The sequence below is a fragment of the Streptomyces sp. NPDC024632 genome (genome assembly GCF_055559175.1).
Genome location: NZ_JBVHLD010000001.1, coordinates 365,412 through 391,587, shown reverse-complemented (window position 1 = coordinate 391,587; position 26,176 = coordinate 365,412). Strand labels below are relative to the sequence as shown.

Below are 26,176 nucleotides of genomic sequence, written 5' to 3'. Positions count from 1 at the left end.
CGGACTCACACGACGAGGGTCGGAACCGAGAGTCGGAACGGGGCCATGACGGGGGTCACGGCCGGGGCCATGACGGGGTCACGGCCGGGTCATACGGAGGGCGCCGCCACCGGGCCCACGGCCAGCCGCTCGCCCTCCCGCAGCCGCTTGTCCACGGCCTGCTGGAAGAGCCGTCCGGCGCGGTACGAGGAACGGACCAGCGGCCCGGACATGACGCCCGCGTAGCCGATCTCCTCGGCCTCCTCCTTCAGCTCCACGAACTCCGCGGGCTTCACCCAGCGCTCCACGGGGTGGTGCCGCACGGACGGCCGCAGGTACTGCGTGATGGTGATCAGCTCGCAGCCCGCGTCGTGCAGGTCCTGGAGCGCCTGGCTGATCTCCTCGCGCTCCTCGCCCATGCCCAGGATCAGGTTGGACTTGGTGACCAGGCCGGCCTCGCGGGCGCGGGTGATCACTTCGAGCGAGCGCTCGTAGCGGAAGCCGGGGCGGATCCGCTTGAAGATCCGCGGCACCGTCTCGACGTTGTGCGCGAGCACCTCGGGGCGGGAGCCGAAGACCTCGGCGAGCTGCGCGGGCTCGGCGTTGAAGTCGGGGATGAGCAGCTCGACCTTGGTGTGGCCGCCCTCGCGCGCCGCCGTCATGGCGTGGATCTGCCGGACGGTCTCCGCGTACAGCCAGGAGCCGCCGTCCTCCAGGTCGTCGCGGGCGACGCCGGTGATCGTGGCGTAGTTGAGGTCCATCGTGACGACGGACTCGCCGACGCGGCGCGGCTCGTCACGGTCGAGCGCCTGCGGCTTGCCGGTGTCGATCTGGCAGAAGTCGCAGCGCCGCGTGCACTGGTCGCCGCCAATGAGGAAGGTCGCTTCGCGGTCCTCCCAGCATTCGTAGATGTTGGGACAGCCGGCCTCCTGGCACACCGTGTGCAGCCCCTCGCTCTTCACGAGTTTCTGCATCTGGGTGTACTCGGGGCCCATCTTGGCGCGGGTCTTGATCCACTCGGGCTTGCGCTCGATGGGGGTCTGGCTGTTGCGGACCTCCAGGCGCAGCATCTTGCGTCCGTCGGGTGCGACTGCGGACACGACCGGCTCCCTAAAGCTTCGATTCTTCGGCGAACACCAGAGTACGCCCGTGATTCGTACGGCTTGATCCGTGCGGCTTCCTCTGGAAGCAACCAGCCGTGTCGTAGCCGCATTCCCGGCCGGATACCTGCTACCGCCGAGGCCCGGCGGTACGGCCACCGGCCCCGGCCGTCAGCCCCCGGTTGTACGGCCGGCGATACGGCCCGTGAGCCCCCGTCGTACGGCCCACCGCCCCGGCTATACGGCCCGCGGCAGCGGCACGACCGCGCCCAGGACGTCCGCCAGGTGCCGTTCCAGCACCGGCAGCACCTCGGTGACGCCGATGTCGCGGCCCAGTTCGTTGGAGAGCGAGGTGACGCCCGCGTCGCGGATGCCGCAGGGCACGATTCGGTCGAACCAGGTGTTGTCGGGGTCGCAGTTCATCGCGAAGCCGTGCATCGTCACGCCCTTGGCGACGCGGATGCCGATCGCGGCGAGCTTGCGGTCCTCGCGGCGCTGTCCGGCGTTGGAGGGCGCGTACTCGGGGCCGTTCAGTCGCGGGTCGAACTCGCTGTCCTCGCCCCCCTTCGACGGGGAGCCCGCTCCCACCCGCGGGTCGAGGTCGAGGGTCAGGCCGTTGACCGCCGGGCGGTCCGCCACCGGGTCACCGAGCACCCACACCCCGCTGCGGCCCTCCACGCGCGTGGTCTCCAGACCGAATTCGGCGCAGGTACGGATCAGCGCCTCTTCCAGGCGGCGTACGTGCGCGACCACGTCGACCGGGCGCGGCAGCTTCAGGATCGGGTAGCCGACGAGCTGGCCGGGGCCGTGCCAGGTGATCTTGCCGCCGCGGTCCACGTCGACCACGGGGGTGCCGTCCAGCGGGCGCTCGCTGTCGGTCGTACGGCGTCCCGCCGTGTAGACCGGCGGGTGTTCGAGGAGCAGGCAGGTGTCGGGGATCTCGTCCTCGACGCGTGCGGCGTGCACCCGGCGCTGTTCCTGCCACGCCTCGGTGTACTCGACGGCGTCGGCCCCGAACCCCAGGTGGACGAAGCGCAGCTCGTCCGTCCGCGCGGCGTTCTGCGGAAACCCCATGACCACTCCTCTGCGTGCCCGGCGGTGCTTGTTTCGCGCCTCTGCCACTGTACGGCGGCGGGTCTGTGGGGCCCGAGCGGGGCCGAAGCTTCCCGTCCTGTGGGGGCGGGGCTTGAGAGCGGCGCCATAGCACGGTGCCTCCGACCGACCGGGGCGGTTTACCGACCCTTGAGGGTCCTTATCGCCCATTCGGGCGAATAACGAGGTCTTACGGTGAGCTTCCCGGTACCGACCGTTACATTCACGCCGTTCCGGTTACCTCCCCAGTCCCAGGAAGTGGACCGCACTGCCGATGACGGACCGTTCCACGCAGCGAACCCCGACCCGTCCCAACAGCAGACTCGCCTCGTTGATCGCGGAGGCAGGCTTCTCCAACGCGGGGCTCGCCCGCCGGGTCGACCAGCTCGGCATAGAGCACGGCCTCGACCTGCGGTACGACAAGACCTCGGTGACCCGCTGGCTGCGCGGCCAGCAGCCACGCGGCACCACACCCGCGCTGATCGCCGAGGTCTTCACCCAACGGCTCGGCCGCCGGCTCTCCGCCCAGGACCTCGGGCTCGACGCGTGCGCGCCGGTCTACGCGGGCCTCGAATTCGCCGGGTCGCCCGACGAGGCGGTGGACATCGTCAGTGGCCTGTGGCGCAAGGACACCGGCAACCAGACGGAGCTGCGGAAGATCGCCTTCACCGCGGCCGGGCTCGTTGTGCCCAGCCGCGACTGGCTGATCGGCCGCGCCGACGAGAGGGTCGCGCGGGGCGCCGACGCCACGCCGGTACGGGTGCCCGCGCAGAGCCGCGGCCCCGGCCCCCTGGGGCTCCCACCGTCCGCCGCGCCCGGACCCGCGCCGGGGCCGGGGCTCGCGGCCAAGGCCGGGCCGCCCCGCGCCAAGGTCGGGGCCGGTGACATCGCCGCCCTGCGCGCCGTCGGCGACCTCTTCCGCGGCCTCGACCACGCGTACGGCGGCGGCCACGCCCGCCAGGCCCTCGTCCGTTACCTGGAGCACGAGGCCGAGCCGATGCTGCGCGGCAGTTACGGCGAGGCACTCGGCCGCCGCCTGTTCTCCTCCGTCGCCGACCTCACCCGGCTCGCCGGATGGACGTCGTACGACATCGGCGCGCACGGGCTCGCGCAGCGCTACTTCGTCCAGGCGCTACGGCTCTCGCAGGCCGCGGGGGACCGGGTCTACGGCGGCTACGTGCTCGTCACCATGAGCCGCCAGGCCGTCTACCTCGGGCACGGCCGCGAGGCCGTCCAGCTCGCCCGGGTCGCCCAGCAGGGCGTCGGCTCCGGCGCGCCCGCCGTCGTCCAGGCCCTGCTGCACAGTGCCGAGGCGCGCGGGCACGGGCTGCTCGGTGAGATCCGCGCGTGTTCCGCGGCGCTCGCGCGGGCCGAACGCTCGCTCGGGGCGGCCCGCCCCGGTGACGAGGTGCCCTCCTGGGCGCGCTTCTTCGACGAGGCCCAGCTCGCCGACGAGTTCGGGCACTGCCACCGGGACCTCCAACTGCACCGGGCCGCCGCGCAGCACGCCGAGCGCTCCCTCCAGCTCCGCGCCCCCGCGTACGCCCGCAGCCGGCTCTTCTGCCGCACCGTGCTCGCTTCCGCTCGCCTCGGGCTCGGGGAGGTGGACGTCGCCTGTGCTCTCGGCATCGAGGTCATGCATCAGGCCACCGAGATGCGGTCGGCTCGCGCCGTCGAGTACGTGCGGGACTTCGGGCGGCGCCTCGAGCCGTATCGCGATGCCGCGGCCGTTCGCGCCTTCCGCGACCGCGCCGTCGCCTTGGGGCTGGTCGCCCCATGACGACCTCCGGTCACGGTCCCTTACCCACCTCCCGCAAGTGGGTCCCCCCCAGGGGCGCGGTCCCCTGACGTTCCCCCCGCCCCGCCGGGGCGGTTCGGTGGCTCCCCGGACCACCGGCCGGTGGTGGCGGGCCGCGCAGTTCCTCGCGCCCCTGGCGGGGCGACTGTCTTTCGGCCGGGCGGTGAGCCGGTCTTTTGAGGGGCGCGGGGAACTGCGCGCTCAGCCACGATGCTCCTGCGGGTCACCACCGGCCCCGGCGGGGCAGCTCGGCGGTGTTCGGTCCACCGGGCCGGTGGTGGGTTGCTCGCGCAGTTCCTCGCGCCCCTGGCGGGGCGACTGTCTTTCGTTGGGGCGGTGAGCCGGTCTTTTAGGGGCGCGGGGAACTGCGCGCTCAGCCACGATGCTCCTGCGGGTCACCACCGGCCCCGGCGGGGCAGCTCGGTTGTGTTCGGTCCACCGGGCCGGTGGGGGCGGGCCGCGCAGTTCCTCGCGCCCCTGGCGGGGCGACTGTCTTTCGGCCGGGCGGCGAGCCGATCTTTTCAGGGGCGCGGGGAACTGCGCGCTCGGCCACTGACGGTGGCGCGGGCGAAGAAGAGGCCCCGGTGGGGCAGGGGCTAGGCGGCCTGGGGGGTGGGGGTGTCGGCGGGGTGGGGGACGGCGTCGCGGAGGATGCTGTGGGCGGCGCGGCGCGCGGAGAGAAGGGCGCCCTGGGGGGTGCTGGTGGTGCGGTGGGCACCGCAGATGTAGAGACCGTCGAGGAGCCGGGCGGGACGCCGCAAATCGTGGGGCGCGGGCATGGCCGGCACGGCCTCGGGATCGTTGTGGACGGCGAGCAGCTCCCACGCGTCGGTGGAGGTCTCGTACAGCTCGGCGAGGTGAGCGCGGACGGTCTTGTCGCCCGCCCCGTCGGGCGGCGGCCCGAGGACGACGGACGTGACGAGGGCGCGCCCGGCCGGCGCCCGGCTCGGGTCGATCTCACTGACCGGGAGAGTGTGCGAGACGGGCCCCATGCGGTCGGCGTCGAGGACGAGCACCGGCTCGCGTACGGGTGGGACGGGCGCCGCGTGGTGCAGCACGGTGACCTCGTGGAAGGACGGCACCCGCAGCCCCGGCAGGAGTTCGGCCGCGGCCCGCGCCCCGGTGGCCACCAGCACGGCCCGGCAGGGCAGTTCGGTGCCGTCCTCGGTCTGCACGCAGTTGACGGCGACCCGCACCGCGCGCGTGCCGAGCCGTACCGCGCCCGGCGGGAGCCCCGCGGCGAGCCGCCGCGGTACGGACGCCGCGCCCGTCGCGGGCAGGCACGTACGGCCGCGGGCGAAGCCGCGCAGTACCAAGTCGGCGCAGCGGCTGGAGGTTTGCAGCTCCGGGTCGCACAACAGGGCGGCCAGCAGCGGCCGTACGAAGCCCTCGACGGTCCGCGGCGCGAAACCGCGTGCGCTCAGCGCCCGCGCGGCGGTCGTCTCGGGGCGGCTGGCGAGCCGTGAGGCGGGCGTCGCGGCAAGGCGGTTGAGGGTGGTGCCGAGCCGGGCCCGGTCCAGCGTGGAGCCGATCGGGGCACGGGCCGAGCCGCGAACGGTACGGGAGCCGCGCGCGTCTCCGACCCGGTAACCGCGCCCGTCGGCTCTGACCAGGGCGCCGGGCGCGAGCGGCGCCAGCGGCAGCCCCCGCAGCCCCGGCGTGCGGCGCAGTTCCGGATAGGACGTGTTGAGCAGGTGAGCGCCGCGGTCGAGCCGGAAGCCGTCCACCACGTCGGTGGCCATGCGGCCGCCGACGTGGTCGGCGGCCTCCAGGACGGTGACCGACAGGCCGCCGCCGATGAGTTGATGCGCGGCGGACAGCCCGGATATGCCTGCGCCGATCACGACGACGTCCACGATTCCCGCGACGTCACGGCGTGCTGGTGAGAGCACTGTGCCCCTCCCCGAGGTCGGGTTCGAATCCCCGCTCACGTCGGCGTCACGCCCGAGGCGTCGCAGAACGCTGGTAAAGGTCATGCCCTCATCAAAGCCATCTGATGCCGGGGCAACCCGCCGATTCCAGCCCTTATCCAGCGCTTTTCGGCACCCCCGGCCGAATGTCTCCGGCCCGGTCGCCTCTCCGGCCCGGTCGCCTCTCCGGCCCGGTCGCCAATCCGGCCGCCGCCCGCGCGACGGCCCGCCGCTCGCGAGCCGCCCCTCCGCCCGCGCGACGCCCCGCCCCGCCGTCGTAGGCGCCGCGGCAGCGGCTATTCGGCGAGAGCCGCCGTCACGGCCTGCGCGAATTCGGGAAAGGCGAAGCGGAAGCCGGAGTCCAAGAGGCGCTTGGGGCGGACGCGTTGGCTGCCCGTGACGTCCTGGGCCAGTTCGCCGAGGACCAGGCGCAGGACGGACTCCGGGACCGCGGCCACGGTGGGGCGGTGCAGGACGCGCCCCATCTCGGCGGTGATCTCACGGTTGGTCAGCGGCTCGGGCGCGGTGAGGTTGACCGGCCCGGACAGATCGGCCGTGTCCAGCGCGTAGCGAATGGCGGCCACCTCGTCGTGCAGGGCGATGAAGCTCCAGAACTGCCGCCCGTCGCCCAGGCGTCCGCCGAGCCCGGCCTTGAACAGCGGGAACAGCCGCGCCCAAGCGCCGCCGCCCTTGGCGACGACCAGGCCCGTACGGGGGTGGACGGTACGGATGCCGGCCGCGCGGGCGGGATCGGCCGCGGCCTCCCACTCCTGGCACAGCTCGGCCAGGAAGCCGCTGCCCACCGGGCTGTCCTCGTCGACGGCCGTGTCGCCGGTGTCGCCGTAGATGCCGATCGCGCTCGCGCTGACCAGGACCCGAGGCGGGGTGTCGAGCGCGGCGGCGGCCTTGGCGACGGCGCCGGTGCCGAGCACCCGGCTGTCCACCAGCTCCTTCTTGCGGCTGTCGGTCCAGCGGCGGTCGCCGATCCCGGCGCCCGCCAGGTGCACGACGGCCTCGCAGCCCTCGAGACCCGCGGTGTCCACCGTGCCGCGCGCCGGATCCCAGCGCACCTCGGCGGGACCGACGGGCGCGCGCCGCACCAGCCGTACGACGTCGTGGCCGTCCGCGGCGAGCGAGCGGGACAGGGCGGAGCCGATCAGACCGGAGGAACCCGTGACTGCGATACGCATAGTCGCATTGTGCCCGCCGACGGCCCGGGACGTCCGATGCCGGCGCGCGGCGCGCCATGGCACAGTGACCGGCATGACCTCAGCGACCGTCCGGCCCGCGACCCGCGCCGACGACTCCGCCCTCGCGGCCCTCGACGCCCGTACCTGGTCCCCGCTGCACTCCGTACAGCCAGCCCCGGCGCCCGGCGCCGCCTTCTACGGCTCGCCCGACGGACACCGGTACGTCCTGGTCGCCGAGGCCGAGGGCCGGCTGGCCGGATATCTCAAGCTGGTCCCGCCGACCGCCCTGGCCTGCAACGCGCATGTGCGGCAGATACAGGGTCTGGCCGTCGACACCTGGGCGCGCGGCCGCGGCATCGCGCGCACGCTGATGGACGCCGCCGTCGCCGAGGCGCGGCGGCAGGGCGCCGTCCGGATCACCCTGCGGGTGCTGGGGCACAACGCCCCGGCCCGACGGCTCTACGAGTCGGTCGGCTTCGCCGTGGAGGGCGTGCTGCCGGGGGAGTTCCTGCTGGACGGCGCCTACGTGGACGACGTCCTGATGGGCCGGGCGGTCGACCTCACGGCGGTCTGAGCCGACAGAACCGCGCCGCCAGAACCGAGCCGACGGTGCCCCGTCGACAGAGCCCCGCCGACAAAGCCGAGTCGAGCGACAGAGTCGCGCCGACAGAACCGACAGAACCGACAGAACCCGACAGAACCGCGCCGCCAGAACCGGCTCAGCCGAAGCGCGACCACAGCTGCGGATACCGCTCCGCCATCGCCCGCTCGTCGTCCATGTCCAGCGACTCGCCCTCCGGCTGGTCCGGCTGCGGGAGTTCGAGGTCCGGCAGCCGGACCCCGGTGAGCTGCTCGTACGCCTCGTCCGCCGCGTAGCCCAGATCCTCCGCGTCGCCGTCCGTCTCCGGGTCGAACTCGGTGACGAGGAAGGCCAGGTCGTCGGGGGCGGCCAGACCGCCCTCGAAGACATGGCGGCCCTGGCCGATCAGCCAGCAGCGGAAGTAGTCGAAGGACTCGTCGTCCGCGCCGCCCAGCATGATGTCGGCGGCGCCCCACAGATCCCAGCGGAAGGCCCGGACGAACCGGGTCTCGAAGTGCCGGGCGAAGTCCACCACGGAATCCGGGTCGAGCTGGGCCAGCCGCTCGATCAGCAGGTCGGCATGCTCCTCCGGATCGCCGTCCGCCGCCTCTCGCGTACGGTCGACGATCTCCCAGAACTCCGTCTCGTCCATCACTGGTCCAGCTTCCCGGTTGCCGCGCGCACCCGCACGCGGAGTGCCCCGGATGCGCCCGTGTCGTTACGGACTCCATCCGTGCGGGGTGGGTCGCCCACTGTACGAGGTCCGGGGGGTCAGCGCCGACCGAGGGTGAGCTGGTACTCGACCGTGCGGCGCAGCGGCCGGAAGCCGAGCGCGGTGTTGAGGGCCAGCATGTGGCGGTTGTCGTCGGCGTTGTCCGTCTGCACGGCGGTGAGCTGCGGGAATTCCTCCCGTACCCGGCGCAGCATCTCGGCCTTCACCCACAGCCCGAGGCCGTGGCCGCGGTGCGCGGGGAGGACGGCCGTGTCGTACTGCTGGGCGGTGCCCGCGCCCTCCGCCGGGATCACCAGCTCGGTGTAACCGGCGACGGAGCCGTCGAGCGCGTCCACCGCGGCGACCGTCAGCAGTTGCTCGCCGCGCCGGGCGATCACCTCGGCGGCCTCGCGGACCGCGGCCACGTCCCAGCGCACCTCGCCGAAGTCCATTGCGCCGGTCGGCATGTCGTCCATGGCGCGCCGGGCGTCCGCGAAGCTCTCGGCGAGCGCGTCGGGGACGACGCCGTCCCAGGACGTCAGCCGGTAGCCGGGGTGCGGGACGTCGGGGAGCTTGTGAATACGGTCGGGTACGTCGTCGAGCGCGAGCCGCTGCCAGGTCAGCCGCAGGACCGGATGGAAGTCGCGGGTGGCCAGAAATCCCTCGTGCGGGGTACCCGCCATGACCTCGGTGACCACGCTGCGGCAGCCCGCCTCGGCCGCGGCCTCGGTCACCGTGGACAGCAGCCGCGAGCCGGTGCCCAGCCGCCGGTAGGCGGGGTGGACGGTCATCCTGACCTCGGCGAGGTGGCTGCGCCCCGGTTCGCTGAACAGCCGCAGGGTCGCGGTGGCCACCGGCTCCTCGTTCGCGTTGCGCACCAGCCACAGCAGCAGCCTGCTGCGGTTCCCCGTCGTCGTCAGCTTCGCCTGGAGGGCGGTGGCGGACAGCACGGGCTCACCTGGCCGGTCGTGTGCGAGAGCGGCCGACTGCACCCGGTGCCAGGCGCGGAAATCCTCGGCGGTCGGAGCCGTCAGAGGGCTGGGATTTGGTGGCATCCGAGGGAACGTAGCCGGTAGCTGTATGCGCCCGCAATCTCTTTCCGGCCAGGACGGGAGCGGGCGCTAGCCGATTCACGCACCTCTCGCGTTCCACCGGGCCGCACCCGTACCGCCGCACAACCCGTACGGTACGGGCCGCGCGCGGTTTCGCGGGCTCTGCGGAGGGCCGCCGCGGCCGGTGGCACGGGGTGACTCGGGGGTGGCCGGAAACGTCTGCTGAAACCTATGAATATTCTCTGAGGCGGATACGGCCGCGCGGGGTGCGAAGGTCCGCGCGCGGCCGTACCAGGGCTGTTCGGGGCGCGGACGGGACGCGTACCGCGCCCGTCCGCCATCGGCCTTAGAGGCCGTACCGCTCGGCGGCCTCCTTGACCGTCTCGGGCTTGATGTCGCCGCGCCGGGCGAGCGCGGCGAGCGCCGCGACCACCAGGGACCGCGGGTCCACCCCGAAGTGGCGGCGGGCCGCGTCGCGGGTGTCGGACAGGCCGAAGCCGTCGGTGCCCACCGACGTCCAGTCCTGCTCCACCCACTGCGCGATCTGGTCGGGCACCGCCCGCATCCAGTCGCTGACCGCGACCACGGGACCCGGCGCGCCTTCCAGCGCCCGCGTCACGTACGGCACCCGCTCCTCGCCGCGCAGCCGGGCCGCGTCGCACTCCAGCGCCTCGCGCCGCAGCTCGGTCCAGGACGGCGCGGACCACACGTCGGCGGCCACACCCCACTCCTGCGCCAGTATCCGCTGCGCGTCCAGCGCCCAGTGGATCGCGGTGCCGGAGGCCAGCAGTTGCAGCCTGGCCGCGTCCGCCGCCGGGTCCTGCGCCTGCTGGAAGCGGTAGAGGCCCTTGAGGATGCCGTCCTCGACGCCCTCGGGCATCGCGGGCTGCACCTTCGGCTCGTTGTAGACCGTCAGGTAGTAGAAGACGTCCTCGGCGTCCGGCCCGTACATCCGCCGCAGACCCTCGCGGACGATCACCGCGACCTCGTACGCGAACGCCGGGTCGTACGAGAGCGCCGCCGGGTTGGTGGAGGCGATCAAGTGCGAGTGGCCGTCGGCGTGTTGCAGGCCCTCGCCGGTCATCGTGGTCTTGCCCGCGGTGGCGCCGATCACGAAGCCGCGGCCGAGCTGGTCGGCCAGCGCCCAGAACTGGTCGGCGGTCCGCTGCCAGCCGAACATCGAGTAGAAGATGTAGAACGGGATCATCGGCTCGCCGTGCGTCGCGTACGCGGTCGCGGCGGCCGTGAAGTCGGCGAGCGAACCGGCCTCGGTGATCCCCTCGTTGAGGATCTGACCGTCCTTCGCCTCCTTGTAGTACAGGAGTTGGTCGCGGTCGACCGGGTCGTACGTCTGCCCCTTCGGCGAGTACAGACCCGCGGAGGGGAACAGCGACTCCATGCCGAAGGTGCGGGCCTCGTCGGGGACGATCGGCACCCAGCGGCGGCCGGTCTCCTTCTCCCGCATCAGGTCCTTGACCAGCCGCACGAACGCCATCGTGGTGGCGATCTCCTGCGTGCCTGAACCCTTCTCCAGTGCCTTGTACGCCTTGTCCGGCGGCAGCGGCAGCGGTTTGGCGACCACCTTGCGGGCCGGGGCGAGACCCCCGAGCGCCGCCCGCCGCTCGCGCAGGTACCGCACCTCGGGCGAGTTCTCCCCGGGGTGCCAGTACGGGACCACGTCCGCGTCCAGCGCACTGTCCGGGATCGGCAGCTCCAACAGGTCGCGCATCGTACGGAACTGAGCGCCCGTCAGCTTCTTCATCTGGTGGTTGGCGTTGCGCGACTCGAAGCCCGCGCCCAGCGTCCAGCCCTTGACGGTCTGCGCCAGGATCACCGTCGGCGCGCCCTTGTGCTCGACGGCCGCGCGGTAGGCCGCGTAGACCTTGCGCGGCTCGTGCCCCGCGCGCGAGCTCTGGAACAGCTCGGTCAGCTTGGCGTCGGTCAGCCGGGCGCCGATGGTGCGCAGCGAGGGGTCCGCGCCGAAGAAGTGCTCGCGCAGATAGACCGCGTCGCGCGTGGCGTACGTCTGGAACTGCGCGTCCGGGACCTCGCGCAGCCGCTTGAGCAGCGCGCCGTCCACGTCCTGGGCGAGCACGTCGTCCCAGGCCGCGCCCCACAGCGACTTGACCACGTTCCAGCCCGCCGCGCGGAACTGGGACTCCAGCTCCTGCACGATCTTGAAGTTGGGGCGGACCGGGCCGTCGAGCCGCTGGAGATTGCAGTTGATGACGAAGGTGAGGTTGTCCAGGCCCTCGCGGCCGGCCAGCGCCAGGGCGGCGGTCGACTCGGGCTCGTCCATCTCGCCGTCACCGAGGAACGCCCACACGTGGGAGTCCGAGGTGTCCTTGATGCCGCGGTGCTCCAGATAGCGGTTGAACCGCGCCTGGTAGATCGCCGACAGCGGGCCGAGGCCCATCGAGACGGTGGGGAACTCCCACAGCCAGGGCAGCCGTCGCGGGTGCGGGTACGAGGGCAGGCCGTCGCCGTTCGCCTCCTGGCGGAAGCGGTCGAGCTGGCCCTCGGTCAGCCGCCCGTCGAGGAACGCGCGGGCGTAGATGCCGGGGGAGGCGTGGCCCTGGAGGTAGAGCTGGTCCCCGCTGCCCGCGCCCTCCTTGCCCCTGAAGAAGTGCTGGAAGCCGGTCTCGTAGAGCCAGGCCGCCGAGGCGAAGGTCGCGATGTGGCCGCCGAGGCCCAGGCGGCTGCCGCGGGTGACCATGGCCGCCGCGTTCCACCGGTTCCACGCGGTGATCCGCGCCTCCAGTGCCTCGTCGCCCGGGTAGGCGGGCTCGGCGGAGGTCGGGATCGTGTTGATGTACTCGGTTTCGAGCAGCGACGGAAGCCCGACGCCCGCCCCGGCGCTTTCCAGGGTGCGACGCATCAGATACGCGGCCCGGTGCGGACCGGCCGCCTTGGCGACCGCCTCCAGCGACGCGAGCCACTCCGAGGTCTCTTCCGGGTCGCGGTCCGGGATCTGGTCGAGCTGGCCCCGCGGGGGGCGTACGTCGTCGGGCATGGGTGCCGCCTTCGAACGGAGGTTGGGGGTGGGGAATGCGCTTGTCGGCACGACAGGGCTGTTCCCCACCGACGACGATACGCCGACGATCGATGATCGATCAATGGCTTCCGGGCCAGTAATTCCAAGACGGCACGGGGTGCCAGACCTTAAGGCACGGGGTGCCTCGGCCTTGTGGCCTTGCATGTCACGGAAACCGCCGGCCGCCGGGGCCGCGGGGGTGTCGTCAGACCTGGGGAGCGCAGCTCAGGACGTGGGACTTGATGAGACCGCAGATGTCCGGGTCGCGGCGTACGAAGGCGTCGACTATGTCCTGGTGCTCGGCCGCGTACGGGCGGGGCTCCGGGCTCAGCCAGCGGATGGACAGCGTCGTCCAGACCTCGATGCCCAGCGACTCCCAGGCGTGCAGCAATACGGCGTTGTCGGCCGCGCGCACCAGCTCGTGGTGGAAGGCGACGGTGTGCCTGACCTGGGCCTCGCTGTCCAGGGCGGCGTCGGCGTCGCGCAGGGCGGCCACCTCGCGTTCGAGGGCGGCGGGGTCGGCGGCGAGCCGGGCCGCGGCCAGTTCCGCGGCGACCTGTTCGAGCCCGGCGCGCACCGGATAGCTCTCCTTGAGGTCGGCGGCGGTCAGGCTCCGTACGCGTACGCCCTTGTTGGGCGCGGACTCGATCAGCCGCAGCGTCTCCAGCTCCCGCAGCGCCTCCCGCACCGGCGTCTGGCTGACCTGGAGCTCCACCGCGATCCGGCGCTCCACGATCCGCTCGCCCGGCTTCCAGCGCCCGCTCACGATGCCTTCGAGGATGTGCTCCCGGATCTGCTCACGCAGGCTGTGGACGACCAGGTGCTGGACGACGGCAGGGGCCATGGGGCGCTCCTTCACGGTTTGCGTGACATAGACGATACGACCAGGAAGCGGCGCTGCCTCCCCGCAGGCAGCTGCGGGGGCCCGCCGGGACGCGAAGGAGCCCCCGTCCCGGAAGAGGGACGGGGGCTCCGTCATACACGCCGTACAGGCCCGTGTGCGGCCTTACAGGCCCAGCTCGACCTCGAACTCGCCCGCTTCGAGGATCTCCTTGACCGCCGTCAGGTAACGGGCGGCGTCCGCGCCGTCCACCAGCCGGTGGTCGTAGGAGAGCGCCAGGTACGTCATGTCCCGGACGCCGATGACCGTGCCGTCGGGGGTCTCGACGACCACCGGGCGCTTGACGGTCGCGCCGACACCGAGGATGGCGGCCTGGTTCGGCGGCACGATGACCGTGTCGAACAGCGCGCCGCGCGAACCGGTGTTGCTGATCGTGAAGGTCGCGCCCGCCAGGTCGTCCGGGGTGATCTTGCTGGCCCGCACATTGCCCGCGAGCTCCGCGGTCTTCTTGGCGATACCGGCGATGTTGAGGTCGCCCGCACCCTTGATGACCGGGGTCATCAGACCGCGCTCGGAGTCCACCGCGATCCCGATGTTCTCGGAGTCGAAGTAGGTGATCGTGCCCTCGTCCTCGTTGATCCGGGCGTTGATGACCGGGTGGGCCTTCAGCGCCTGGGCCGCCGCCTTGACGAAGAACGGCATCGGGGACAGCTTCACGCCCTCACGGGCCGCGAAGGCGTCCTTCGCCGCGTTGCGCAGCCGCATCACGCGGGTCAGGTCCACCTCGACGACGCTGGTGAGCTGCGCCTGCGAGTGCAGGGCCTTCATCATGTTGTCGCCGATGACCTTGCGCATCCGGGTCATCTTGACCGTCTGGCCGCGCAGCGGCGACACCGAGGGCGCCGCCTTCTGGGCCGCGGCGGGCGCCGGCTTCGACGCGGCGGCCTTGGCGGCCTCCGCGGCGGAGATGACGTCCTGCTTGCGGATGCGGCCGCCGACGCCGGTGCCGCGCACCGAGCCGAGGTCCACGCCGCTCTCCGAGGCGAGCTTGCGGACCAGCGGGGTGACGTAGGCGCCGTCGTCACCGCTGGTGGCGACGGGAGCCGGGGCGGCCGGGGCCACCGGAGCGGGCGCCGGAGCCGGAGCGGCGGGCGCGGGTGCGGCGGGCGCGGGAGCCGGTGCGGCGGCGACAGGCGCGGGGGCCGGTGCCGGAGCGGCCGGTGCGGGAGCCGGTGCGGCGGGGGCGGGAGCCGCGGGGGCCGGAGCCGGAGCCGGGGCGGGTGCCTCGGCGGGAGCCGGGGCCGCGGGCGCGGGAGCCGCGGCCGGGGCGGCACCAGCGGCGCCGACCACGGCCAGCTTCGCGCCGACCTCCGCGGTCTCGTCCTCCTGGACCAGGATCTCCAGCAGGGTGCCCGCCACCGGCGACGGGATCTCGGTGTCGACCTTGTCGGTCGAGACCTCCAGCAGCGGCTCGTCGGCCTCGACGCTCTCGCCGACGGCCTTCAGCCAACGGGTCACGGTGCCCTCGGTGACGGACTCACCGAGCGCGGGCAGGACGACGTCGGTGCCGCTCGCGCCGCCGCCACCGCTGGCCGCCTCGGCGGTCGGGGCGGGCGCGGGCGCCGCCTGCTCGGTGGACGGAGCCGCCTGAGCGGGCTCGGGAGCCGCAGGTGCCTGGGCGGGCTCGGGAGCCGCGGGCGCCTGGGCGGGCTCGGGCTCGGCCGCCGCAGCCGGGGCAGCCGCGGGCGCGCCGCCGCCGCTGCCGTCGTCGATGACGGCCAGCTCGGCGCCGACCTCGACCGTCTCGTCCTCGGCGACCTTGATGGACGCGAGCACGCCGGACGCGGGGGAGGGGATCTCGGTGTCGACCTTGTCGGTCGAGACCTCGAGCAGCGGCTCGTCGGCCTCGACGCGCTCGCCCTCGGCCTTCAGCCAGCGGGTGACAGTGCCCTCGGTCACGCTCTCGCCGAGCGCCGGCAGGGTTACGGAAACCGCCATGGTTGCGGTTACTCCTAACGATCTGTGCGGATGGGGTGGCGTGGAGGAGGGTCAGTCGTGCGAGTGCAGCGGCTTGCCCGCGAGGGCCAGGTGGGCCTCGCCGAGCGCCTCGCTCTGGGTCGGGTGCGCGTGGATGAGCTGCGCGACCTCGGCGGGCAGCGCCTCCCAGTTGTAGATGAGCTGGGCCTCGCCCACCTGCTCACCCATCCGGTCACCGACCATGTGGACGCCGACGACGGCGCCGTCGCGCACCTGGACGAGCTTGACCTCGCCGGACGTCTTGAGGATCTTGCTCTTGCCGTTGCCCGCCAGGTTGTACTTCAGCGTGACGACCTTGTCCGCGCCGTACAGCTCCTTGGCCTTCGCCTCGGTGATGCCGACGGAGGCGACCTCCGGGTGGCAGTACGTGACGCGCGGGACACCGTCGTAGTCGATCGGCACGGTCTTGAGACCGGCCAGCCGCTCCGCCACGAGGATGCCCTCGGCGAAGCCGACGTGCGCGAGCTGGAGCGTCGGGACCAGGTCGCCGACGGCCGAGATCGTCGGCACGTTGGTGCGCATGTACTCGTCGACCAGGACATAGCCGCGGTCCATCGCGACGCCCTGCTCCTCGTACCCCAGGCCCTGCGAGACCGGGCCGCGGCCGATGGCGACCAGCAGCACCTCGGCCTCGAAGGTCTTGCCGTCCGCCAGGGTGACCTTCACACCGCTGTCGGTGTACTCGGCGCTCTGGAAGAAGGTGCCCAGGTTGAACTTGATGCCGCGCTTGCGGAAGGCGCGCTCCAGCAGCTTGGAGCTGTTCTCCTCCTCGACCGGCACCAGGTGCGGCAGACCCTCGACGATGGTCACGTCGGTGCCGAAGGACTTCCACGCCGAGGCGAACTCGACGCCGATCACGCCGCCGCCCAGGATGATCGCCGACTGCGGCACCCGGTCCAGGACCAGCGCGTGGTCGGAGGAGATGATCCGGTCGCCGTCGATGGTCAGGCCCGGCAGCGACTTCGGTACGGAACCGGTCGCGAGCAGGACGTGCCGGCCCTGGATCCGCTGGCCGTTCACATCCACCGAGGTGGGGGAGGACAGCTTCCCCTCGCCCTCGATGTACGTCACCTTGCGCGAGGCCACCAGGCCCTGGAGGCCCTTGTACAGGCCCGCGATCACGTCGTCCTTGTACTTGTGGACGGCCGCGATGTCGATGCCCTCAAAGGTGGCCTTCACGCCGAACTGCTCGCTCTCGCGAGCCTGGTCCGCGATCTCACCGGCGTGCAGCAGCGCCTTGGTGGGAATGCAGCCGTTGTGCAGACAGGTGCCCCCGAGCTTGTTCTTCTCGATCAGGGCGACGTCCAGTCCCAGTTGCGCGGCACGCAGCGCGGCTGCGTAGCCGCCACTGCCGCCGCCGAGGATCACTAGGTCGAAAACAGTGCTGGCGTCGTTCGCCACGTCACGTCCTCCATGCATGGGTTCGCCGGAGCCGGTCCACCATGACCGGGCGGCGGCTTTGGTTCGGCCGCTTTGTCTAAAAGGGGGCCCTGTCGTGCCGAACCACATCTTCGCACTTGTTCGCGGCGGACGGGTCATCGGCCTGTGGGGTGAGACCCGTCGAATACGGCCCCGGACGCGCCGTCCGGGGCCGTAAGTGACCTATCTCACCTGTTCGGAGCAGGGTGCGGCGCGGCGGTCAGAGGAGATCGCCGTCCGCGGCCTGGTGGGCCAGGCTGAGCAGGGTGCGGACCGCGGTGCCGGTGCCGCCCTTGGGGGTGTAGCCGAAGGGCGCGCCCTCGTGGAAGGCGGGGCCCGCGATGTCCAGGTGGGCCCAGGTGATGCCCTCGCCGACGAACTCCTTCAGGAACAGCCCCGCGATCAGGCCGCCGCCCGGCCGCACACCCATGTTGGCGATGTCGGCGGTGGGGGAGTCGAAGGTCTTGCGCAGCTCCTTGGGGAGCGGCATCGGCCAGGAGTCCTCGCCCGCGGCCAGCGCCGCGGTGTGGATCCGGGTACGGAAGCCGTCGTCGTTCGACATGATGCCGAACCGGCCCTCGCCCAGCGCCAGCACCATCGCGCCGGTCAGCGTCGCCACGTCGACGATCGCGTCCGGGGCCTCCTCGGAGGCGCGGGCCAGCGCGTCGGCCAGCACCAGACGGCCCTCGGCGTCGGTGTTCAGCACCTCCACCGTCGTGCCGCTGTACATCTTCAGCACGTCGCCGGGGCGCGTGGCGCCGCCGCCCGGCATGTTCTCGGCCAGCGCGAGCCAGCCGGTCACATTGACCTCGAGGCCGAGCTTCGCGGTCGCCACGACCGCGGCGAACACCGCGGCGGCGCCGCTCATGTCGCACTTCATCGTCTCGTTGTGCCCCGGCGGCTTCAGCGAGATGCCGCCCGAGTCGTACGTGATGCCCTTGCCGACGAAGGCGAGGGTACGGGTCGCCTTGGCGTGGGTGTACGCCACCCGGACCAGCCGGGGCGGCGTCGCCGAGCCCTGGCCGACGCCGAGGATGCCGCCGTAGCCGCCCTTGGCCAGCGCCTTCTCGTCCAGCACCTCGACCTTGAGGCCGTGCTCCTTGCCCGCCGCCTGTACGGCGGCGGCGAACGCCTTCGGGTTCAGGTCGTTGGGCGGGGTGTTGATCAGGTCGCGCGCCCGGTTCACCTCGGCGCCCACCGCGACGGCGCGGGCCGCCGCGGCCTTGTGCGCCTTGTCGCGCGGCTTGGCACCGGTCACGGCGACCTCGCCGAGCGTGCCCTTGCCGTTCTCGGCCTGGTACGTGGTGAACGCGTACGCGCCCAGCAGCGCGCCGGTGGCGACCGCTTCCAGGTCCGCCGGGTCGGCGGCGGGCAGCGCGAACGCCGCCTTCTTCGCGCCGCCGAGCGCGCGGGCGGCGACGCCCGCGGCCCTGCGCAGCGCCTCGGCGTCGAAGCCGGTGCCGTCCTCGGGGGTGTCGCCGAGGCCGACCGCGACCACCACCGCGGACTTCAGGCCCGCGGGTGCCGGGAGCTTGGTCACCTCGCCGTCCGCACCCGAGGCGCCCAGCGTCTCCAGTACGGCGGCCAGCTTTCCGTCGAACGCCTTGTCCACCGCCTCCGCCCCCGGTGCGACCTTGGGGCCCTTGGCCCCTTTGGTCACGCCCACGACGACGGCGTCCGCACGCAACGCTGCGGCGGAGGAGGTACTGAGTGTCAGAGCAGTCACGGTGGAGGGGGTCCTATTCGGTCGAGGTCCTGTGCTGCGGCCGGTTGGTTGGCCCGGCCCGGCCCCGGGCATCGTATTCCGCCACATCAGCGGGGCGGCACGCGCCCGTTGCCCAATCCCCGACCCTACGCCTGCGGCGCGCTCCCCCACCCACCCCTCTCCCGCCACTCCTCCCCGCCCCCCACCTGCCGCCGCGTGCGCGCGCTCACCCACGACGCTTCGGCAGGTCATGACCCGCCCCGGGGCAGTTCGGTTGTCGCCGGGCCACCGGCCGGTGGTGGGTTGCTCGCGCAGTTCCTCGCGCCCCTGGTGGGGTGCACTGTCTTTTGTCCGGGCGGCGGGCCGGTCTTTTGAGGGGCGCTGGGAACGCTGCCGCGGGTCACCACCCGCCCCGGGGGGGGCAGTTCGGTTGTTCCCGGGCCACCGGCCGGTGGGGGGTTGCTCGCGCAGTTCCTCGCGCCCCTTCGGGGCACGTCCTGGGCGAGGCGTCGCGTGGCGCAGGGCGGTGCGCCGAGTTTTTTGGGGGCGCGGGGAACTGCGCGACAAGCCACGATGCTCCCGCGGGTCACCACCCGCCCCGGCGTCGCGGTTCGGTTGTCCCCGGATCACCCGCCGGTGGGGGCTGATCGCGCAGTTCCTCGCGCCCCTGGTGGGGCGCACTGTCTTTCGTCCGGGTGGCGAGCCGGTCTTTTCAGGGGTGCGGGGAACGCTGTCGCGGGTCACCGCACGGCCCGGAGGGGGTCAGCGCAGGGCCAGGAGGAGGAGGGAGGTGGTGGTGGCGGTTTCGCAGAGGGCGCCGAAAACGTCGCCGGTGGTGCCGCCGAGGCGGCGGACGGCGTGGCGGAGGAGGAGTTCGGCGCAGAGGAGGGCGAGGGCGGCGGAGAGGCCGGCGCGGAGGGGGGTGAGGCCGCCGAAGGGGAGGCCGGCGGCGCAGGCGAGGGCGCAGCAGAGGACGCCGGCCGACCAGGCCCCCCGCAGGGACACGGCGGAGGCGACGGCGGCGCCGAGGCCGCCGGGCCGGGCGGCGCGTACACCCGTACGGCAGGCGAGCGTCATGGCGGCGCGGCCGAGGACGGCGGACAGCACGGCGGCGGTGCAGCCGTAACGCCAGCCGTGCGCGTAGCAGGAGGCGAGGGCGGCGGTCTGGGCGAGCACGACCAGCACGAGGGTGAGGACGCCGAAGGGCCCGATGTCGGACTGCTTCATGACGCGCAGCGCCCCCTCGGCGGGCAGCCCGCTGCCGAGACCGTCGGCGGTGTCGGCGAGCCCGTCCAGGTGCAGGCCGCGAGTGGCGACGGCGGGCACGGCGACCGCCCCGACGGCGGCGAGCAGCGGGCTCGCGCCGAGTGCGGTCAGGACGCCGCCGCCGAGCGCGGCGCCGAGACCGACGACGGCGCCGACCAGCGGCGCGGCCAGCATCCCGCCGCGCGCCGCCGCCCGGTCCCAGCGCGTCACCGTCACCGGCAGCACGCTGAGCGTGCCGAAGGCGAAGCGCAGGGCGTCGCCGACGGTCGCCCTGCCGCCGGGCTCGGGCAAGGGCTCGGGCAAAGGCTCGGGCAAGGGCCCGGACACGGGTTCGGGTTCGGGTTCGGTCACCGCGTGAGGCTATCGCGCCAGGTCAGCGTGGCCGCGGGCTCAGCGCACCAGGTCGGCGTGGTCGTCGCCGCCGTCCCCCGAGGGGCCGTCCCCGGAGGAATCGGTACGGCGCCGCCGCCGCGCCCACCAGGTCTCGACGGCGAAGAGCAGCAGGACGGCGATGATCGCGGTCAGGTGCTCGTAACCGGCGAGATTGGCGAGGGCGAGCACCTCGATGACCATGGACATGGCCACGGCCGCCGCCGTCCACCAGGCGTGGTACCGGCAGGCGACGTACACCCCGAGCGCGACGACCGCGGCGGAGGGCCCGGTGTCGCGGCCGATGAGTTCGACGACGGGCAGCCCGAGGAAGCCGTCGGGGCCGACCCAGTACGAGTAGCGGGCGAAGGTCGTGCCGGCCAGCGTCGTGTACAGCGCGATGGCCAGCGTCCGGCGCGCGCCCAGCGTCGTCTCGGCGATCCCGAAGACCACCACGACCTGGATGACAAGCCCCCAGATCGGCAGCGTCGGATCGGGGATGAACAGCGACAGGGGCGTGCGCAGCAGCGCCTTCCACCACGGCAGGGTGCAGTAGATGCCGCCGAGCCGGTCCACCCAGTCGCTCGGCCCCTGCGCGTGCTGGACGAGCTGGAGGCAGAGGATGCCCACGCAGGACCACAGCGTCAGCGGAATCGCCCGCAGCCCGCGCGCCCAGAGCCGGTCGCGTACGTCGTACGCCATCTGCCCCCACTCGGCGCGCGCGAACTCCCGCACCTTGTCGGACGCGCTCACCGCGCCTCCGCGGGGCCGGGCCCCCCGGCGGCCCGCGCGGGGCCCCTCACTTGGCGGTGAACCGTTCTCTGCGGCGCAGTGGCGACGGCATTCTGGGCGCTTCGAGGAAACCCTCGGCGCGGGCGCCCGCGATACCGATCCGGGGCAGTTCGCTGGACTTGCCGAAGAGCAGATAGCGGGGCTCCCAGATCGGGCGGAATTTGGCGTTCGCCCGGTACAACGACTCGATCTGCCACCAGCGCGAGAAGAACGTCAGCAGCGATCGCCACACCCGCAGGACGGGCCCCGCGCCGAGCCGTGAGCCGCGCTCGAAGACCGACCGGAACATCGCGAAGTTCAGCGAGATCTGCTCCACGCCGACCTCGTCCGCCCGCTGGACGAGTTCGATCACCATGTACTCGATCAGCCCGTTGTCCGCGCCCCGGTCACGCCGCATCAGGTCAAGCGACAGCCCGCGCGGACCCCACGGCACCAGGCTCAGCAGCGCCCGGGGCACGCCGTCGCCGTCGTGGCACTCGACCATCACGCACTGCCCGTCGCCCGCGTCGCCCAGCCGCCCCAGCGCCATCGAGAAGCCGCGCTCGGTGCCGCCGTCCCGCCACCGGTCGGCCCGCTCCAGCAGCGCCGCCATCTCCGCGGCCGGGATGTCGGCGTGCCTGCGGATGCGTACGGTGCAGCCGGAGCGCGCGACCCGGTTGTACGCCTGCCGGACCGTCCGCATCGCGCGGCCCTCAAGGGTGAACTCGGCGGTGTCCACGATGGCTTCGTCGCCCAGCTCCAGCGCGTCCAGGCCGTGCCGGGCGTAGACCGTACCGGCCTCCTCGCTCGCGCCCATCACGGCGGGCACCCACGCGTGCCCCGCCGCCTCCGCCAGCCACGCCTCGATGGCGCCGGGCCATGCCTCGGGGTCGCCGATCGGGTCGCCGGACGCCAGCGAGACACCGCCCACCACCCGGTAGGCGATGGCCGACTTGCCGCTGGGCGACCAGATGACGCTCTTGTCGCGGCGCAGCGCGAAGTAGCCGAGCGAGTCGCGGTCGCCGTGCCGGTCGAGCAGGCCGCGCAGCCGCTCCTCGTCCGCCGGGCACAGCAGCGCCCGGCCGCGCGGCGAGCGGAACGCGACGAAGAGCACGAGCAGGAAGAGCAGGGCGCTCATGGCGTTGATGACGACGTCCACCCAGCCGGGCGTGGAGATGGTCAGCGAGCCGCTGTCGTCCGGCACCAGGGACACTAGCCGCAGGACCGCGTAGCCGAGGCAGTCGCCGAAACCCGCGCCCTGGTCGTCGTTGGTGACCGTGACCAGCGCGGTGCCGAGCAGCGCGGCCAGCGGCAGACCGGCGGCGGCCACCAGGGCCGCGTCCCGCGGGTTGGCGGGGTCGCCCTTCGCCCGGAACTCGCCGCGGCCGACGAGCAGCGCTGCCAGGAAGGCGGCGGTGAGCGCCAGCGAGATCCAGTTCTGCGCGTGCCGGTGGATGTCGGGCCACACCATGCTGACCGACAGCGCGGCCAGGAACAGCCCGCACAGCACGAGGTTGAGGATCCACGCGGCGCGCTTGCGGCGGCGCATGGTGACGGCCAGGAAGAGGGCGAAGGCGCCGGAGGTGAAGCCCGCGCTCAGCAGGTACGGGGTGAAGTAGTCCTCGACGTTGTGGCGGCGGATGTCCTGGCCGAAGGAGACCCAGACGGCGCCGAGGAGATTCACGCACGCGACGGTGCGCAGGTAGCGGACGGCGAAGGTGGCCGCGCGTCCCGGACACGCGTGAGGGCGCGGCTGTGTGCTGGTGGTGCTGCCCGTTCCCATAGGAGGGGATTTTATGACGTAATGCCCGATTTGGGGTCGCGCCGGGCCGCTCGCACCTCGGCGGGGACGGTTCCGCCGAGGGGCTTTCGGTTACGAGGCGGGGTCGGCTTCCGGCTGCGGCGCCGGCTCCGTCTCGGCCTTTGCCTGCGGTTCTGCCTCTTCGGCGTCCTTGGCTTCCTCAGCGTCCTCGGTGTCCTTCTCCGGCTCCGGGTCCGGCTCCGGCTCCGGGGCCGGCTTCTCCGCCGGGTACGGGAGTTCGGCCGACAGCGCCGCCGCGGCCTGGAGGAGGGGGAGGGCCAGCAGGGAGCCGGCCGCGCCGCCGAGGTGCACGCCCTGGTCGAGCAGCGGTTCGAGGGAGATCCGGTCCAGCGCCTTCGCCTGGCCCGGCTCGCCGCTGGCGTGACCCGCCAGCCACCAGTCCGGCGCCCGGAAGGCGATCCGCTGGGCGACCAGCGCGCACGCGGCGCTGACGACTCCGTCGAGGACCACCGGGAGCTTGCGGACCGCCGCCTGGAGCAGGAAGCCGGTCATCGCGGCGAAGTCGGCGCCGCCGACCGCGGCCAGCAGCGCGAGCTGGTCGCCGAGGACCGGGCGGGCCCGGCGCAGCGCGTCACGGATCGCGGCGCACTTGCGCATCCACGCGAGGTCGTCGATGCCGGAGCCGCGGCCGGTGACGACGGAGGCGTCCGTGCCGCACAGCGCCGCGATCAGTACGGCGGCGGGCGTCGTGCCGCCGACGCTCAGGTCGCCGAGGAGTACGAGGTCCGTGCCGGAGTCCGCCTGCTCGTCCGCGACGGTCATGCCGACCCGGAACGCCTGCTCGGCCTCTTCCCGCGTCAGCGCGTCCTCGATGTCGATCCGGCCGGAGCCGCGGCGCACGCGGTGCGCCGTCACGTAGTCCGGCAGCTCGGACGGGTCGCAGTCCAGCGCCATGTCGATGACGTCGACGTGCGCGCCGTACTGGCGCGCCAGCACGCTGGCCGGTGCGGTGCCGTCCAGCACCGCCTTCACCAACTCGGTGGCCGTACCGGCCTTCCGCGCCGACACCTCCAGCGAGGCCACGCCGTGGTCGGCCGCGAAGATCAGCGCACGCGGCGCCGCGATCGGCCCGGTCGGCACCTCGCCGCGCACCGCCGCCAGCCAGTCCGCCAGCTCGGCCGGTTTCCCCAGCCCTCCCGCCGGACGCACCAGCTTCTGCCAGCGCTCCTGCGAGTCGCGTCGAACCCCAGCGTCGGGCCGCTCCACGAGGGAGCCGAAGTCGTCCAAGTCGATGCCGCTCACCCGTGGAACCCTACCGGTCGCCTCGCCGGCGTGGCCTCACGGGTTCACCGCGCCGCTAGAAGGTCGGTTCGCCGTCCGCGCGAAGGACGGTGCGCCCCGTCAGGGGCGCGGGGAACTGCGCGGGCGACCCACCACCGGCGGGTGGTCCGGGGACGGCCGAATTGCCCCGTCGGGGCCGGTGGTGACGTGCGGGAGCGTTCCCCGCGCCGTTAGAAGGTCGGTTCGCCGTCCGCGCGAAGGACGGTGCGCCCCGTGGGGGGCGCGGGGAACTACGCGGGCGACCCACCACCGGCGGGTGGTCCGGGGACGACCGATCTGCCCCGCCGGGGCGGGTGGTGTCGTGCGGGAGCGTTCCCCGCGCCCCTAAAGACACGTGGCTGGCGCCCGGACAAGAGACGCCTCGCCCCGTGGGGGGCGCGGGGAACTGCGCGGGCGACCCACCATCGGCGGGTGGTCCGGGGACGGCCGCATTGCCCCGCCGGGGCGGGTGGTGTCGTGCGGGAGCGTTCCCCGCGCCGCTAGAAGGTCGGTTCGCCGTCCGGGCGAAGGGGTCAGCGGAGGGGGAGGGGGAGGCCGGATACGAGGAGGAGGACGGATTCGGATTCGGCGGCGACGGCGGCGTTGAGACGGCCGAGCTCGTCGCGGAAGAGGCGGCCGGAGGGGTGGGAGGGGACAACGCCGGAGCCGACTTCGTTGGAGACGGCGACGACGGTGCGCGGGGTGCGGCGAAAGGCGGCGACGAGCTCGGCGGTACGGCCGCGGACCTCGTCGAGGGAAGCCCCCGGCGCCCAGGCGTCGGCCTTGTCGAGGACGGACGTGAGCCAGAGGCCGAGGCAGTCGATGAGCAGGGGCGGGCCGGGGGCGGTCAGCAGGGGGACGAGGTCGCAGGTCTCCTCGGTGCGCCACGAGGCGGGCCGGCGCTCGCGGTGGGCGGCCACCCGGCGGGCCCACTCGTCGTCGCCGTCGCGAGACCCCCCGGTGGCGACGTAGAGGACCCCGGGGAAACCGGCCAGCCGCCGCTCGGCCTCGGCGGACTTGCCCGAGCGGGCCCCGCCCAGCACGAGGGTCCGGCGCGGGATGTCCGGCACCTCCTGGTAGTCCCCGACGGTCAGCGTCGTACCGTCGGGGACCGCGCGGGCCCCGAGGGCCGCCAGCCGTCGGCCCAGCTCCGGCCGCGGCGGCGCCCCGTGGTCGAGGTGGACGGCGACCACATCGGTCGTCGGCCCGACGGCGCCCGCGGCGCGCAGCCGGGCGAGGGCGTCCGGCCGTCCGACGGCGTCGAGCAGGACGAGGTCGTACGGCACCTGCCCGTCCGGCGTCCCGGCGGGCGCGCCGCCCGGCGGGAGGTAGAGCACGCGCAGCCCGTCGGGGGACTCGACGGCGTACCCGGTGCCGGGCGCGTCCATGGCGACGGCCTGCACATGGTGCCCGGTGATCAGCGCGAGCCGCTGCCCGTCGGGGACGCGGGTCGGGGCGGGCAGCCCCGGCGGGATCTCCACGGCCGGGCCGTCGTGCGGGTGCGAGAGCAGCACCAGGCGCAGCCCGCCGAGCGTGTGCCCGGCCCGCGCCGCGGCCAGCGCCACCCCGGGCGTCAGGTCGAGCAGCACCACACCGTCCACCAGAACGGCGGTCGCGCCGCGCGCGCCCGCGCCGACGGCGAGCGCGCACGCCGCGCAGGGGCAGTCGGGCAGCGGCAGCCCCTCGGGGCCGCCGGTGCCGAGCAGAGTCAGTTCCACGGGACGATCGTCTCGCGTCCTGCCGCGCCGGGCGCGCGGGGTCCGCCATGCGGAGACTCCCGATACGGCGAGGACTCCCGATACGCTGCGGTGCAGGCGGCACGCGCCCGGTGATCCCCGCAGCTCGCGGCGGCGGGAACGGGAGTGCGGGCGGCACGGTGGACCGACGGGACCGAGGAGAGACACACATGGCGTGGACGTGGCGGTTCGAGAAGGCCGACGGCACCGAGGTGCAGCCCGCGGTGCAGCCCGAGGAGTTCACCACACAGGGCGACGCGGAGTCCTGGGTGGGCGAGGTCTGGAAGGAACTGCTGGAAGGCGGCACCGACCAGGTCCACCTATTCGACGGCGACACCAAGATCTACGGCCCGATGAGCCTGCACGGCGACGAGGACTGACCTCGGGGCCTGTCCGGAACGACGGCGGGGGGGGGGGGGGGGGGGGGGGGGGGGGGGGGGGGGGGGGGGGGGGGGCTTGGCGGTAGGGGAGGAAAGAGGGGAGTGGAGGGTGCTGTGTAGCCA

The 26,176-nt window shown here is 73.4% G+C and carries 19 protein-coding genes; 3 read left to right on the top strand and 16 right to left on the bottom strand.

Annotated features, from left to right (window positions below):
• Positions 1-89: 89 nt before the first annotated feature.
• Together lipA and lipB are read right to left on the bottom strand one after the other, a co-directional pair.
• Positions 90-1,079: a lipoyl synthase gene (gene lipA, locus ACZ37P_RS01715; RefSeq protein WP_355334351.1), complete on the bottom strand. Its 990-nt coding sequence runs from the start codon at positions 1,077-1,079 to the stop codon at positions 90-92.
• Positions 1,080-1,316: 237 nt separating this feature from the next.
• Entirely contained in the window at positions 1,317-2,153 is an 837-nt protein-coding gene (lipB, locus tag ACZ37P_RS01710; protein WP_467344295.1) for a lipoyl(octanoyl) transferase LipB, read from the bottom strand.
• A 292-nt stretch (positions 2,154-2,445) separates the two neighbouring features.
• Here lipB and ACZ37P_RS01705 point away from each other — a divergent pair, with 292 nt between their 5' ends.
• Positions 2,446-3,951, top strand: a complete 1,506-nt coding sequence (locus ACZ37P_RS01705) for a regulator (RefSeq protein ID WP_467344293.1) — start codon at positions 2,446-2,448, stop codon at positions 3,949-3,951.
• 614 nt (positions 3,952-4,565) lie between these two features.
• On the opposite strand, the gene ACZ37P_RS01700 is transcribed toward ACZ37P_RS01705, so the two are convergent.
• On the bottom strand, positions 4,566-5,861 hold the full coding sequence (locus ACZ37P_RS01700) for an NAD(P)/FAD-dependent oxidoreductase (RefSeq protein ID WP_355334343.1): 1,296 nt from the start codon (positions 5,859-5,861) through the stop codon (positions 4,566-4,568).
• 314 nt (positions 5,862-6,175) lie between these two features.
• Positions 6,176-7,069 (bottom strand): TIGR01777 family oxidoreductase, encoded by an 894-nt coding sequence (locus ACZ37P_RS01695; RefSeq protein WP_355334341.1) that lies wholly within the window; start codon positions 7,067-7,069, stop codon positions 6,176-6,178.
• Positions 7,070-7,142: 73 nt separating this feature from the next.
• Between ACZ37P_RS01695 and ACZ37P_RS01690 the strand changes: the two genes are divergently transcribed.
• Positions 7,143-7,643: a GNAT family N-acetyltransferase gene (locus ACZ37P_RS01690; protein ID WP_401303883.1), complete on the top strand. Its 501-nt coding sequence runs from the start codon at positions 7,143-7,145 to the stop codon at positions 7,641-7,643.
• 145 nt (positions 7,644-7,788) lie between these two features.
• On the opposite strand, the gene ACZ37P_RS01685 is transcribed toward ACZ37P_RS01690, so the two are convergent.
• The 12 genes from ACZ37P_RS01685 to ACZ37P_RS01630 all read right to left on the bottom strand — a co-directional run bounded on the left by ACZ37P_RS01685 (position 7,789) and on the right by ACZ37P_RS01630 (position 25,655).
• Positions 7,789-8,301, bottom strand: coding sequence for a DUF4240 domain-containing protein (locus ACZ37P_RS01685; RefSeq protein ID WP_467344290.1), 513 nt, complete (start codon positions 8,299-8,301; stop codon positions 7,789-7,791).
• A 119-nt stretch (positions 8,302-8,420) separates the two neighbouring features.
• A complete protein-coding gene (locus tag ACZ37P_RS01680) occupies positions 8,421-9,416 on the bottom strand; it encodes a GNAT family N-acetyltransferase (RefSeq protein ID WP_467344289.1) in 996 nt (331 codons plus the stop codon).
• A gap of 343 nt (positions 9,417-9,759) precedes the next feature.
• Entirely contained in the window at positions 9,760-12,426 is a 2,667-nt protein-coding gene (gene aceE / locus ACZ37P_RS01675) for a pyruvate dehydrogenase (acetyl-transferring), homodimeric type (RefSeq protein ID WP_467344287.1), read from the bottom strand.
• Between the two features lie 226 nt (positions 12,427-12,652).
• Positions 12,653-13,291, bottom strand: coding sequence for a GntR family transcriptional regulator (locus ACZ37P_RS01670; RefSeq protein WP_355334328.1), 639 nt, complete (start codon positions 13,289-13,291; stop codon positions 12,653-12,655).
• A 162-nt stretch (positions 13,292-13,453) separates the two neighbouring features.
• Complete coding sequence (gene sucB / locus ACZ37P_RS01665) at positions 13,454-15,286, bottom strand: 2-oxoglutarate dehydrogenase, E2 component, dihydrolipoamide succinyltransferase (protein WP_467344285.1); 1,833 nt, start codon at positions 15,284-15,286, stop codon at positions 13,454-13,456.
• A gap of 51 nt (positions 15,287-15,337) precedes the next feature.
• Positions 15,338-16,726 (bottom strand): dihydrolipoyl dehydrogenase, encoded by a 1,389-nt coding sequence (gene lpdA, locus ACZ37P_RS01660; RefSeq protein ID WP_355334324.1) that lies wholly within the window; start codon positions 16,724-16,726, stop codon positions 15,338-15,340.
• Positions 16,727-16,964: 238 nt separating this feature from the next.
• Positions 16,965-18,470, bottom strand: a complete 1,506-nt coding sequence (locus ACZ37P_RS01655; protein WP_355334322.1) for a leucyl aminopeptidase — start codon at positions 18,468-18,470, stop codon at positions 16,965-16,967.
• A gap of 741 nt (positions 18,471-19,211) precedes the next feature.
• Positions 19,212-20,006, bottom strand: a complete 795-nt coding sequence (locus ACZ37P_RS01650; RefSeq protein ID WP_467344613.1) for an adenosylcobinamide-GDP ribazoletransferase — start codon at positions 20,004-20,006, stop codon at positions 19,212-19,214.
• Positions 20,007-20,105: 99 nt separating this feature from the next.
• Positions 20,106-20,837 carry a hypothetical protein gene (locus tag ACZ37P_RS01645; RefSeq protein WP_391043852.1) on the bottom strand — a complete coding sequence of 244 codons (732 nt, stop codon included), beginning with the start codon at positions 20,835-20,837 and terminating at the stop codon, positions 20,106-20,108.
• Positions 20,838-20,883: 46 nt separating this feature from the next.
• Entirely contained in the window at positions 20,884-22,638 is a 1,755-nt protein-coding gene (locus tag ACZ37P_RS01640) for a phosphatidylglycerol lysyltransferase domain-containing protein (protein ID WP_355334317.1), read from the bottom strand.
• 90 nt (positions 22,639-22,728) lie between these two features.
• On the bottom strand, positions 22,729-23,919 hold the full coding sequence (gene cobT / locus ACZ37P_RS01635) for a nicotinate-nucleotide--dimethylbenzimidazole phosphoribosyltransferase (protein ID WP_467344281.1): 1,191 nt from the start codon (positions 23,917-23,919) through the stop codon (positions 22,729-22,731).
• Between the two features lie 551 nt (positions 23,920-24,470).
• Positions 24,471-25,655: a bifunctional adenosylcobinamide kinase/adenosylcobinamide-phosphate guanylyltransferase gene (locus ACZ37P_RS01630; RefSeq protein ID WP_391159828.1), complete on the bottom strand. Its 1,185-nt coding sequence runs from the start codon at positions 25,653-25,655 to the stop codon at positions 24,471-24,473.
• Positions 25,656-25,843: 188 nt separating this feature from the next.
• Here ACZ37P_RS01630 and ACZ37P_RS01625 point away from each other — a divergent pair, with 188 nt between their 5' ends.
• A complete protein-coding gene (locus tag ACZ37P_RS01625; protein WP_355334309.1) occupies positions 25,844-26,053 on the top strand; it encodes a hypothetical protein in 210 nt (69 codons plus the stop codon).
• The last annotated feature ends 123 nt before the right edge of the window (positions 26,054-26,176 follow it).

Excerpts from the sequence above, each read along its gene's own strand:
- lipB (WP_467344295.1), bottom strand. The coding sequence starts at position 2,153 with ATGGGGTTTCCGCAGAACGCCGCGCGGACGGACGAGCTGCGCTTCGTC.
- ACZ37P_RS01705 (WP_467344293.1), top strand. The coding sequence starts at position 2,446 with ATGACGGACCGTTCCACGCAGCGAACCCCGACCCGTCCCAACAGCAGA.
- ACZ37P_RS01695 (WP_355334341.1), bottom strand. The coding sequence starts at position 7,069 with ATGCGTATCGCAGTCACGGGTTCCTCCGGTCTGATCGGCTCCGCCCTG.
- ACZ37P_RS01690 (WP_401303883.1), top strand. The coding sequence starts at position 7,143 with ATGACCTCAGCGACCGTCCGGCCCGCGACCCGCGCCGACGACTCCGCC.
- ACZ37P_RS01685 (WP_467344290.1), bottom strand. The coding sequence starts at position 8,301 with ATGGACGAGACGGAGTTCTGGGAGATCGTCGACCGTACGCGAGAGGCG.
- ACZ37P_RS01680 (WP_467344289.1), bottom strand. The coding sequence starts at position 9,416 with ATGCCACCAAATCCCAGCCCTCTGACGGCTCCGACCGCCGAGGATTTC.
- aceE (WP_467344287.1), bottom strand. The coding sequence starts at position 12,426 with ATGCCCGACGACGTACGCCCCCCGCGGGGCCAGCTCGACCAGATCCCG.
- ACZ37P_RS01670 (WP_355334328.1), bottom strand. The coding sequence starts at position 13,291 with ATGGCCCCTGCCGTCGTCCAGCACCTGGTCGTCCACAGCCTGCGTGAG.
- sucB (WP_467344285.1), bottom strand. The coding sequence starts at position 15,286 with ATGGCGGTTTCCGTAACCCTGCCGGCGCTCGGCGAGAGCGTGACCGAG.
- ACZ37P_RS01640 (WP_355334317.1), bottom strand. The coding sequence starts at position 22,638 with ATGGGAACGGGCAGCACCACCAGCACACAGCCGCGCCCTCACGCGTGT.
- ACZ37P_RS01625 (WP_355334309.1), top strand. The coding sequence starts at position 25,844 with ATGGCGTGGACGTGGCGGTTCGAGAAGGCCGACGGCACCGAGGTGCAG.